This window comes from Bdellovibrio sp. CKG001 (genome assembly GCF_055397465.1).
In genome coordinates, this window is the sequence record NZ_AP029173.1 from 1,336,533 (window position 1) to 1,347,916 (window position 11,384).

Sequence of the window (11,384 nt, forward strand, 5' to 3'; positions counted from 1 at the left end):
TTGGGGCCCGCTGTAGGTCCTAACTACGCGTCGAAATTAGAAGATCCCACAAACTGCCAAACTTCTATCCATCTCTAACCCCACCTCTTTTGGGGAACCCTCGCCCCAGAGGCTACGACCATGTCCACAGCACGCCCTCAAGTCCGGCACAGCGCCATCGCACATCGCGCTTCATAATCGATTCGACGACCATCAACCCTTGCTCAGCATTCCTCTCAACATACTTCTTCACTATCTGGAACCCTCGCCCCCAAGTGGCGACACGAGTAAAAGGCAGCAGATCCCACATGCCCGCTGCTTTAAAGATCATCTTTGAAATAGTCCCGGTCAATGCGCTGATGAAGCTGACGTAGGCTTGGCGATCCGGCACCCGGATGACGATATGAATATGATTGCCGACGTTGGCAAAGCTATAAAGTCGTACATGAAACCTGAAAACAAATCGGCGCGTGTACTTCAGCAGCATTCTTCGATTCTGTGGATGTAGCAGGGACCTTCGCCCGAATGCTTTGTTGCTCTTTAAAACCAGGTGAATGGGAGAATTCGTGCAGAGTGGTCTCTGTGACTTTCTTTTTCCGCGGGACAGTTCCCCGCCGTGCGAAGTGCCATCGAAGTCATGATAGTTTTGTCGATAGGACTTTCTTTTTGCCATGGATGCTCCTTTTTTGTTTTGGAGCAAGTCATCAGCAAATAGAGGGCGAGGGTCCCCGGGGAAAGGATGGGGGACGCAGTTCGCTTCCGTTTCCGAAGTCCGGAAGGATTACTTCTTTTTCAATAGAGATTTGGCTTTTTGCCAGTAGGCTTCTTTTTCCTCGAGGGCGAGGGTGCTGAAGTCTTTGTTGTCGGAGTGGGCGAGTTCGACCATTTTTGTGAAGCGTTCCTCGAAGCGCAGGTTAGCTTTGCGCAGGACTTGTTCTGGATCCAACTCCAGATGACGTCCTAGTTGTGCCAGGGAAAACAGGGCATCGCCCAATTCATGTTCGATCTCGGCGTCCGAACCCTCATCCAGGGCTTCGTGCAGTTCGTTGTATTCTTCGTCCACCTTGGTCATGACCTCTTCCACCGAGCTCCAGTCAAACTCCAGTTTCTCGGTGCGTTTGCCGATTTTGTAGGCTCTTTGCAGGGCGGGCAAGGGTGGTACGTTCAGGGAGTAGGGCGCAGGTGCAGCAGACGAGGCCTTCTCTTGTTTCTTGATCTCTTCCCAGTTGCGGATGACGTCCTGGGTGCCGGCGACCTTGGTGTCAGAAAAAACGTGCGGGTGTCGGCGGACAAGCTTCTTCGAAATCTCCGCGATCACATCTTCCAGAGTAAAAGCTCCACGTTCGGCGGCAAGTTGAGTGTGGAGAACCACTTGGAAGAGGACATCTCCGAGTTCTTCTTTGATTTTTTGGTCCTTGTCTGGGCCGGGGCGAGGGTCCTCGAGGGCTTCGACGAGTTCGTGGGTTTCCTCGATTGCGTATTGAGTCAATGTTTCGTGGGTTTGTTCCTTATCCCAAGGGCATCCTTCCGGTCCGCGCAGATGAGCAACGATCTCGACTAAGGACTCAATATGACGTAAGTTGGATGGTGCTTGTGGCATGGGGACCCCTCGACTTTCTGATGGAATCTCTTTATTGCTAGCACAAATGCATAGTGATTTCGACAATTTTCGCATTTTGGAGTAACGTAGAAAAACCAGATATGCAACGAGGTAAGAATCAGAAAAAGGGCGAAAGCCCAGCCACGCGTGTGAACTACGAGGATCACAGTCTTAAGTTTTTAGACTGGGTTGATTCCATCGGATTGGAGAAAACTTTCTTCGGCCGCATCGTGCAGCTGATGGAAGAAAGATTCTTCATTCGTCGGGCTGCTTTGATCTTTTTGTACTGTGTTCTGTTGTCTTACACCATCTTCTATCAGTTCGATATTCCTTACAATTTTACTGTCGGTGATGTGGCTAAATTTGACGTGGTCTCGCCGATGGGCTTTGAAATGACCGATGAGGTCACCACCGAGGAAAAACGCCTTAAGGCCGAGTACTCCGTTCCCATCGTGTATGACTACGACACCAGCGTGTTTGAGCGGGTTTCTGTTAATCTGATTCACTCTTTCCGCACGATGCGGGCCTATTATCGCGAAAACAAGTGGCCGACAGCACCAGCGCAGTACCGGGCGGCAGTGAAGGACTTCTTCCAGCATAAAAAGCAGTTCGAAAAAGAACTGGGTGTGGGGGTTTCTGACTTCATGTTTGAGTGGCTGATTGATCTAAAGTTCAGTCCGCGCATCGAAGCCATCGTGATCCGAAACCTGGAAAACTGGTATGACCGTAAGGTGGCAGAAGCCCCGGATCGATTTATCCCAGCCAGCCAGTCCGCAGTCCTCGGTCGGGTTGTTCATAAAAACAACCTGGGTAAAGAGTTCTCTATTCCGCGCGAGGAAATCCTGGATCTTCAGTCGCCGGAAAACTTTGAATTGGATCTGAAAAAAGATCTGAATCGTTTCTCAGAAAGTGATCAGGCCAATATTCTGTATTTCGCAAGATCCCTGGTCGTGCCAAACATGACCCTGAATAAGCAGGAAACGGCCAGTCGTCGTCAGGCCGCCCGCGATGCGGTGATTCCGGTGACGATCACTATCAAAAAGAATCAAAATATCATTGCTCAAGGCTCTGTTGTGCAGCCATTCCAGATGGCGGTGATCAAGCAGATCGAAAACATCCGCGCGGATAAGCGCAAGGACATCATGTCCCTGGCGATGGCGCTGATGCTTTCAGTGGCGATCTTGGTATTCTTCTCTTACCTGAAGCGCTTCACCATCAATAAAGTTAAAATCGAATTCAAAGACGTTTCTGTGATGATGTTGATTGCCTTTGGCGTCATCTTCTTCACCAAGATCTATTTGTTCATCACCGATGCTGCATTTGCCTCGAAGCTGGGACACTTTCTGCCGCCGTCGATCTTCTTGTTTGCAGCTCCAGTGGCGGCCGGTCCTATGCTGGTGGGTCTGTTGATCACTTATGGCGAGATCGTGTGGCTCTTCACAGCCTTCCTTTCAGTCTGCCTGGGGATCATGGTCGACTATAACTTCAACTTCATGTTCGTCAGTCTGGTGGGTGGTATTGCCGCGGCTCGGGGAGTGTATAACTGCAAGACCCGAAACGACGTTTACTTTGCCGGTGTGCGCACGGGGCTGGTCAACGCTGCCATGATCGCCTTCATCCTGACCATGACCAAGTTCGATCAAGAGGGTGGGGTGAAAGAGATTCTTTTATCCATCCCAGCGGGCTTTATAGGTGGCATCTTCTCGGCCCTGGTGGCGATGATGTTTGTTCCGTTGCTGGAATCCGTTTTCAACTACACCACCGATGTGAAGCTTTTGGAGCTCAGCAACCTGAATCATCCGCTGCTGAAAGAAATGATCGTCAAGGCTCCGGGAACTTATCATCACTCGATGATGGTGGGATCCATGGTGGAGGCGGCGGCTGAAGAGATCGGAGCAAATCCGCTGTTGGGTAAGGTGATGTGTTACTATCACGATATCGGGAAGATGGAGCATGCCAACTACTTCATCGAAAACCAGAAGCCCGGCCACAATCCACATGATCATATTTCGCCATTTATGAGCAAGACGCTGCTCATTGCTCACGTCAAAGACGGCGTGGAAATGGGGATGGCTTATAAACTTGGTAAACCCATCATTGATGGGGTTTTGCAGCACCACGGAACGACGTTGATATCTTATTTCTACAACAAGGCCCTGGATCTGAAGAAAGAGGACGATCCGGAAATCAGCGATCAGGACTTCCGTTATCCGGGTCCGAAGCCGCAGTTCCGGGAAGCGGCTCTTTGTATGCTGGCTGACAGCATTGAAGCAGCCGCGCGTTCGTTGGATGAGCCCACTCCGACTCGCTTGCAGAATATCGTTAAAAACATCACGCAAAGAAAATTCTCTGACGGACAGTTGGATGAATGTAATCTGACACTGAAGGATATTTCCAAAGTGGAGGCCGCATTTATTCGCATTCTGCTAGGGATCTATCACCAGCGCATCGACTATCCACGCAGTGCGGGCGGTGGCCTGGGTGACGTTGCTCAAACCACTCCCTCTCAAGGTTGATCATGGAAGTTCTGATTGTTAACGAGTCTAAACACGCAGCTCCGCGCAAGTTCATTCTGAATTGGATGGAGCTTCTGACAGCAGAGCTGAAGAAGCGAAAGGTTTTGCGGGCTGATCAGGCACGTCGCGAGCTGACTATGGTGTTCTTGGATAAAAAACCGGCGCAAAAGATCAATAAAGAGTTCCGGGGCAAGGACTACGCTACGGACGTTCTGAGTTTTGATTCGATGGACCCATCCTCCTTAGGGGAGCTTGTTCTGTGTCCTGAAGTCTTAAAACGCCAGGCCGTTGAACATGGGCTGACCTATCAACAGGAGCTGGGGTACATGCTGTTACACGGAGTTCTTCACTTGTTGGGCTACGATCATGAAACCAATGAAAAAGACGCTCGTGAAATGTTCAGCATCCAGGATGCGGCGTTCGAGGTCCTTTTGAAAAAAATCTCAGCCCTTTAGGGGCTCTTCTCCTTTTAAAATTGCTATAAAACCCAAAAAACACTCGGAAGGGCGAAAAGAGTCCTTCTGCGGCAACTGTTTTGTCGAAGCTTTGGGCAATTGGGGCGAGGGTGCCGGGGTGTGTGGGGGTATATTGCAAATGGTCGAGGGCTGTGGGGGTGGCATCGAGTTTGTAATAGGGGTCTGTGTCGTCCCTGACTTCCGCCTTCGAGAGATATCCCCTCCCTTCTCTCGAAGGCGTTTTTCTTGACAGACTGGGCTTGGTGATTACACTGGGCCTATGTCTATCGTTACTGAAGCCTCTGAAATTAAAAGCAAAATCGTCTCTCTCGAAGCCTTCTCCAAGGAGCTTCGGGGGTATCTTTGACTTAGATCGCAAGAAAAAGCGCCTGGAGGAAATCTCCATTCAGGCCGAGAATCCCGCGCTGTGGGAAAAACCTGCGGAAATGCAAAAACTCAACAAAGAAAAGACCCTACTTGAAAGAGCGGTGGGGGAATTCGACGCATTCGCAGGTCGATTGAGTGATGCCAAAGTTCTGCTGGAAATGGCAGAAGAGGCTCAGGATGAAGGCAGTTTCACTGAGGCCAAAACAGAAGTGATAGCTCTTGAAAAGCTGGGGCAGGATCTGGAGTTGAAGCGAGTTTTGAATGGCGAGTTGGACAGCAACAGTGCCTATTTGTCGATCAACTCCGGTGCCGGCGGGACAGAGTCCTGTGACTGGGCCTCTATGCTGCTGCGTATGTACACGCGTTACGCCGACAAACATGGATTCAAAGTTCAGGTGATTGAGATGACCGAGGGCGAGGGTGCCGGGATCAAGTCCTGCACACTTTTGATTGAAGGCCCTTATGCCTATGGCTACCTGAAGGCGGAATCCGGGGTGCATCGTCTGGTGCGTATTTCTCCGTTTGATTCAAATGCTCGCCGCCATACGTCTTTTGCCTCTGTCTTTGCTTGGGCGGAGGTGGACGACGATATCAATATCGAGGTTCGCCCCGAAGATTTGAAAGTCGATACCTTCCGCGCCAGCGGAGCCGGTGGACAGCACGTCAATAGAACGGATTCGGCCGTGCGCATGACTCACATTCCTTCGGGTGTGATTGTCACCTGTCAGGTAGAGCGCTCACAGATTCAGAACCGTGAAAAGGCTTTGAAGATGTTGAAAGCCCGCTTGTACGAGATGGAGATTGAAAAGCGCAACGCCGAAAAGGATGCAATGAACTCTCAGAAGAAAGCCAACGAATGGGGTTCGCAGATTCGATCTTATGTGATGCATCCTTATCAAATGGTGAAGGACCATCGCACGGACTTTGAAACCAATCAGGTGGATGATGTCATGGATGGTGATCTGGATGGCTTTATCATGGCCTATCTGAAGTCCACGCTGCAGGCAGAAGGCCAGCCTTCGTGAAGTCCTCACTTCCCTGGATTGCTGCACGATTGCTTTTTTCCCGCCAGACTTTGTTTGGTGGATCGGCTCCGTTAGCCCTTTTGGGGTTGGTGCTCGGGGTGGCCGCTCTGGTGGCCTCAATGGCGGTGATGAGCGGGTTTGAAAACACGCTGAAAACGGCGATGGCCGAGGTGTCAGGTCATATCCAGGTGGTGAAGCGTTCGCGTTTTCCGGATGACTGGAAAGAGCTGGAAGAGCGCATCCGCAAGGCCGAACCCACGCTGGTCAGCTCCTCTCGCTTTGTCTTTATCGAAGCCGTGCTTGCACACAAAGGACAGATTTCCGGTGTCCTGATTCAGGGTGTGGATACCGATCGTGTGGGGCAGGTCTTGAATTTCAAACGCCGGATCATGTCGGGATCAGACAATCTTTCCGAGCCCAGTGAAATCCCTTTGGCTCTTTTAGGTAAAAATCTGGCGCAAAAAATGGATTTAAATGTCGGCGATACCTTCCGGGTGGTCGTCCCCGTCGCGGACTCGGTGGATCCGTCCAAGTTTCAGCGCCGGGTAGGGACCTTTAAAATTCAAGGTATTCTGGATCTGGGAAAACATGACTGGAATGAGCGGTTTATTCTGGCAGATTTGAATGCGACGCAAGCCTTGGCTGACATCGGGGATCGGTATTCTGGATTGATTCTGCGTATGGAAGATGTGGATCATGCTCGAGATGCGGCGTTTAATTTAAGTGCGACGCTCGGGTCTCCTTACTGGGTACGGGACTGGCGTGATTCCAATGAAAACCTTTTTGAAGCCATCAATGTCGAGCGTCCGGGTATCTTCTTTGTTGTTCTGGTGATCACTATTGTGGCGGCGTTCAATGTGTCAGCAACTCTTTCCATGAATGTGCTTCGTCGTTATAAGGATATTGCGATTCTGAAGACCGTGGGGCTGTCGCAAAAAGACATCCAGAAAATATTCATCTTCCAAGGTCTATTCATGGGCACTGTGGGTCTGATTTTGGGCTTCTTGGTTGGGGTGGGGATTGCTTACTTGTTTGAATGGCTGCAAAGCAGTCTGAATCTGATTTCTGGTGAAGTGTATCGTCTGGAAAACATTAAGCTGCAAATTCGTTTTATCGACAGCATCGCCATTTGCGTTGCGACACTGCTGGTATGTTTGATCGCAACCATTGCGCCAGCTCGTCGTGGGGCAAAGTTGGATCCGGTGGAGGGCCTTCGAAGTGAGTGATGAAAATATTCTTCTGCGCGCCATTGATATTCATAAATCCTACGCTCAAGGTGTGGGAGAATTAGAAATTCTGCGCGGTGTAAGTTTGGATATTCGCCAAGGGGAGGCCTTTGCAATTCTGGGCGCTTCGGGCGCCGGGAAAAGCACCTTGTTGCAAATCATGGGAACCCTGGATCGTCCAAATAAGGGCGAGCTGTACTGTGAAGGTCGTGACTTGCTGGCGATGAATGATGAGGAGCTGTCCCGCTTCCGCAATGCCGAGATGGGTTTTGTTTTTCAGTCCCATCATCTTCTGACGGAATTTACGGCATTGGAGAATGTGATGATTCCTTGCCGTGTCGGCGGTGAGTCCATCAAAGTTGCGCGTGAAAAAGCTTTGCAGCTTCTAGAGTTTATGGGATTGGCCGATCGCCGCGATCACCACCCGAATCAACTTTCGGGGGGCGAACTTCAACGTGTGGCCATTGCTCGTGCCTTGGTGCGGCATCCGAAGATCCTGTTTGCGGATGAGCCGACAGGGAACTTGGATTCGCATACCAGCGCGAAGATCCAGGAGTTGTTCTTCCGCTTAAAGGAAGAAATGAAGCTCGCACTGGTCATTGTGACGCATGACCTGACATTTGCGACACGATTCCCCAAAGTCTATCGAATGAAAGACGGCCAATGGCAATCCTAAGCCTGAGGGTCGATAAGGCCCCAGCTGACTGCGTTGTGCTGCGGGCTCCTGCCCTTGCCCTTTGGGCTGACGCGCAAGAATAGCCTCCTGCTATTCTTGTCGTGCGCTCTCCTCGCTCCGACGTGCATTGAGCACGCCTCCGCTGCGGGGAGCTTCTCCGCCTTTCATCTGGAGCCTTCTCGCCACTCAGGGTTTTTGCTCGAGTCTTTTTTTAAGGACTGCAGGGGGGGAGCTGCTTTGTGGGTTGTGCTTTGCGGCTAAAAAAGTGCGGGTGGCGGTCTGGCAGCTTTGACAGGACCTTGGTCTTAAGTTACGATTCTTCATCGAAATTGTAAGTACTTAGAAATCTTATAGATTTTTAAAAATCCGGGCCGGGCCCGATGATGGGGAATGGGAACTTTGAGTAAGCTTCTTTGTGCACTGTTAATCACATTCTTAACTTCTGCGGTTGTGGCGGCTCCTGCCAAAAAGACCACGAAGGCGAAAGCTCCTGTGCAAGCAGCAGCCGAAGCTTCTTCGGGGTTGATTGTCAAAACCATTGAAGTTTCTGGCAACCGCAAGATTGAAAAAGACGCTATTCTTGCAAAGATCACCACCAAAGTGGGCGAGCAGTATTCAGCCGACCATATTCGTGCGGACGTGCTTTCATTGTTCAATCTTGGTTTCTTCAACGACATCGAAGTCAGTCGTCAAGTCACTGGCAAAGACGTCGCGTTGACGTATAAAGTTCTGGAAAAGCCTTCCATCGTGGAGATCACTTACGAAGGCAACAGTGAAGTTAAATCAGAAGACATGGCGGATGCATCCGGGATCAAGGCTTATCAGCTTTTGAATATGGCCAAGGTGAAAGAAGCCGTCGAAAAAATCCAAAAGCTGTACGAGGACAAAGGTTTCTTCCTGGCGAAGGTGGATTACGAAGTTCAGGAAGTGACCAAGGATGAAACAGTTCGTTTGGTTTTCAAAGTTCGTGAAAACGATAAGGTGAAAGTTAAAAAGATCACTTTCCTGGGGAATAAACACCTGGGTGACAGCGCCTTGAAATCCAAAATGCTGACCTCTGAAGGTGGCTTCTTCTCGGGCTTGAGTGGTTCTGGCCAATACAAACAAGAAATGTTTGAGCGTGACGTGCAGATCCTGCGTTTCCTTTACTGGAATCAGGGTTATGTTCAGGCCAAGGTGGATCGTCCTCAGGTGACGGTGACTCCGGATAAGAAAAACATCTATATCACCATCCGTATCGAGGAAGGTGAACAGTACAATGTCGGTGACGTGGATTTCGCCGGGGACCTGCTGTTCCCGAAGTCTGAACTGCGTGAAGTGATCAATATCGACGACAACGGTGTGTTTGCCTACGATGTTCTGCAGAAGGACATCAGCGAGTTGACGGCAAAGTACGGGGATCTTGGATACGCTTATGCCAACGTGATCCCGCGCACACGCTTTAACGATAAAGAGCGCCGTGTGGATCTGGTGTTTGAGTTCGACAAAGGGAACAAGGTTTACTTCGGTAAGATCAATATGATCGGCAACACCAAAACCCGCGACAAAGTCATTCGTCGTGAGCTGAAGGTGCACGAGGGTGAGCTTTACAATGAAACCCGTCGTCGTCAGTCTTTGGAAAACATCCAGCGCCTGGGCTTCTTCGAGGAAGTGAACTTTAAGACGTCGATTGATCCAGAGCGCACCGAAGTGATGAATGTGGACATCGCGGTGAAAGAGCGTAACACCGGACAGATCCAGGTGGGGGCCGGGTACGGGACGTCTCAGGGCTTCACATTGCAGGGGTCCGTGAATCAGGCCAACTTCCTGGGTAAGGGTCAGAACTTGGGTGCGTCCCTGAATCTGAGCAACACAGGCAGTTACTATAGCTTGTCTTTCACAGAGCCTTACTTCCGCGACACTTTGTGGTCATTGGGAGCGGACATCTATCAAAGTGCCAACTCCGGCCGTGTGGACTATGACGAGAATCACCGCGGGGGCGCGATCCGCTTGGGTCACCCTATCGCTGAGTACACTCGCGGTTTCCTGAAGTACAAGTACGATGACACGGAGCTTGAGGAAAAATACGAAAACGGCAAGTTGATCACGGATCCGGATTTGTTCCCGTTGAAAACGGCCTCTGGCGTCACGAGTTCTTTGACGGCTAGTATCGAATATGACACACGCAACGATCGTCAGATGCCAAGTAAGGGTATTTATACGAGTGGTTCTTATGAATACGCCGGTCTGGGTGGAGATCTGAAATATACTCGCGGAACGGCGAACTTCCGCTACTACAAGAATCTGTTCTGGGACGTAGTGTGGCGAAATAACATCCAATACGCCCGCATTGACTCTTTGGAAGGCCAGGAAGTGCCATTCAGTGAGCTGTATTTGCTAGGGGGACCGTACTCACTGCGTGGTTACCGATCCTACCGTGTGGGAAAAATGAAACAGTCCAAGATGATCTATGACGAGCTTGAACCTTCTTTGGGACCAGAGAAGGCCAAAGAGCAGTCTATGCGTTTCTATGGTGGTGTTCAGCAGGCGATGTACCAGACGGAATTACAGTTCCCTTTGGTGAAGGAAGCTGGCATCATGGGAGCTGGATTCTTCGACGTCGGTGCGGCAGATGATCTTCTAACCGAGGATAAATTCTTCGCGGACGTGGGCTTCGGTATCCGTTGGTACTCTCCAATCGGGGTCTTGCGCTTCGAATGGGGCTTCCCGCTGAATCGTAACTCCATCTACCACGACGCCACCGTCTTCGAATTCTCCATCGGCCCGTCGTTCTAGGGCCGACAGGCGGAGAGCGCAGCGGGCCTAGCCCGCGTAGCTGAACCAGCGCTGGCAGCCGGATGCTGAAGCGCCGTTAGGCGTGTAAGCTGGACTCGCGCTCATGCGCAGGATGCTGAAGCGCCTGTAGGCGCGTAAGCTGGACTCGCGCTCATGCGCAGGATGCTGAAGCGCCTGTAGGCGCGTAAGCTGGACTTAAAAAATTTAAAAACCTTTAAGGAGGATTTGGGAATGAAAAGAATGTTGATCGTGCTAAGCATGCTATTGACGGCATCTTTGGCGCAGGCAGAAGCAAAAATTGGTTTCGTTGATATGCAAAAAGCGATTCAATCCACTTCTGCAGGTAAGAAAGCGAAAACGGAGCTTGAGTCTGATTTCAATAAAAAGAAAAAAGAACTTGAGAAAAAAGAAGCTGACTTGAAAAAGATGGGTGAAGACCTTGAAAAGAAAAAGTCTGTTCTTTCTGAAGAAGCACTTGGCAAAAAACAAGCTGAGTTCCAGGAAGAAATGCTGAAGTACCGTGATGTGGTTGGAAAAAGCCAGATCGAAATTCAGAAAAAAGAGCGTGAGTTGACGGCTCCGATTCTGGAAAAAATGAAAAAAGTGATCGCTAAGTTGGCCAAAGATAAAGGCTACACTATGGTGATCGAAAACTCGCAAATGGTTCTTTACGCAACTTCTGACGCAGATTTGACAGAAGAAGTGATCAAGGCCTTTGAAAAAGAAAAGTAGTTGATAATAAAAC

Annotated in this window: 9 protein-coding genes; 7 read left to right on the forward strand and 2 right to left on the reverse strand. The window is 50.3% G+C overall.

Going from position 1 to position 11,384, the window contains the following annotated elements:
- Nucleotides 1-112: 112 nt before the first annotated feature.
- Complete coding sequence (locus ACZ50P_RS06580; protein WP_464134452.1) at nucleotides 113-652, reverse strand: transposase; 540 nt, start codon at nucleotides 650-652, stop codon at nucleotides 113-115.
- A 108-nt stretch (nucleotides 653-760) separates the two neighbouring features.
- The gene (gene mazG / locus ACZ50P_RS06585) at nucleotides 761-1,579 is read right to left on the reverse strand and encodes a nucleoside triphosphate pyrophosphohydrolase (RefSeq protein WP_464134455.1); all 819 of its coding nucleotides are present in this window, start codon (nucleotides 1,577-1,579) and stop codon (nucleotides 761-763) included.
- 101 nt (nucleotides 1,580-1,680) lie between these two features.
- On the opposite strand from mazG, the gene ACZ50P_RS06590 reads away from it, so the two are divergent.
- The 7 genes from ACZ50P_RS06590 to ACZ50P_RS06620 all read left to right on the forward strand — a co-directional run bounded on the left by ACZ50P_RS06590 (nucleotide 1,681) and on the right by ACZ50P_RS06620 (nucleotide 11,371).
- A complete protein-coding gene (locus ACZ50P_RS06590; RefSeq protein WP_464134457.1) occupies nucleotides 1,681-4,095 on the forward strand; it encodes an HD family phosphohydrolase in 2,415 nt (804 codons plus the stop codon).
- Nucleotides 4,096-4,097: 2 nt separating this feature from the next.
- Nucleotides 4,098-4,550 carry an rRNA maturation RNase YbeY gene (gene ybeY / locus ACZ50P_RS06595; RefSeq protein WP_464117348.1) on the forward strand — a complete coding sequence of 151 codons (453 nt, stop codon included), beginning with the start codon at nucleotides 4,098-4,100 and terminating at the stop codon, nucleotides 4,548-4,550.
- A gap of 280 nt (nucleotides 4,551-4,830) precedes the next feature.
- Nucleotides 4,831-5,962 (forward strand): peptide chain release factor 2 gene (prfB, locus tag ACZ50P_RS06600; RefSeq protein WP_464117347.1). Its coding sequence is split into 2 segments (ribosomal slippage): nucleotides 4,831-4,911 and nucleotides 4,913-5,962, totalling 1,131 coding nucleotides; the frame shifts between segments, so codons are not numbered across the junction.
- Nucleotides 5,959-7,188 carry an FtsX-like permease family protein gene (locus ACZ50P_RS06605; RefSeq protein ID WP_464134460.1) on the forward strand — a complete coding sequence of 410 codons (1,230 nt, stop codon included), beginning with the start codon at nucleotides 5,959-5,961 and terminating at the stop codon, nucleotides 7,186-7,188. Before prfB ends, ACZ50P_RS06605 begins: the two co-directional genes overlap by 4 nt.
- Nucleotides 7,181-7,864: an ABC transporter ATP-binding protein gene (locus ACZ50P_RS06610; RefSeq protein ID WP_464117345.1), complete on the forward strand. Its 684-nt coding sequence runs from the start codon at nucleotides 7,181-7,183 to the stop codon at nucleotides 7,862-7,864. Before ACZ50P_RS06605 ends, ACZ50P_RS06610 begins: the two co-directional genes overlap by 8 nt.
- Nucleotides 7,865-8,254: 390 nt before the next feature.
- Nucleotides 8,255-10,639, forward strand: coding sequence for an outer membrane protein assembly factor BamA (bamA, locus tag ACZ50P_RS06615; protein ID WP_464117344.1), 2,385 nt, complete (start codon nucleotides 8,255-8,257; stop codon nucleotides 10,637-10,639).
- Nucleotides 10,640-10,870: 231 nt separating this feature from the next.
- On the forward strand, nucleotides 10,871-11,371 hold the full coding sequence (locus ACZ50P_RS06620) for an OmpH/Skp family outer membrane protein (protein WP_464134463.1): 501 nt from the start codon (nucleotides 10,871-10,873) through the stop codon (nucleotides 11,369-11,371).
- The last annotated feature ends 13 nt before the right edge of the window (nucleotides 11,372-11,384 follow it).